This window comes from Carboxydocella sp. ULO1, assembly GCF_002049255.1.
Taxonomy (GTDB): Bacteria; Bacillota.
On record NZ_BDLQ01000147.1, the window covers coordinates 1 to 221 of the forward strand.

Sequence of the window (221 nt, forward strand, 5' to 3'; positions counted from 1 at the left end):
GCTGATTTACCGGAGTACCTCACGGACCAGAATTTTGAAACTATCCTGCAAAGAATGTTAGACTCACTGCCGGACGATTTAGACAAAAGCGAAGGAAGTTTTATCTACGATGCCCTTTCTCCTGCTGCTATTGAACTTGCCTTGGCAGCTATATGGGCCCAGGAGGTCCTACGGCGCGGGTTTGCCTCTACCACATTTGGCCAGTATCTTGACCTGCGCTG

At 49.8% G+C, this 221-nt stretch carries 1 pseudogene; it reads left to right on the plus strand.

The annotated features are described in order from the left end of the window. Positions 1-221: pseudogene (locus ULO1_RS15045) on the plus strand (Baseplate J family protein); the annotation flags it as partial.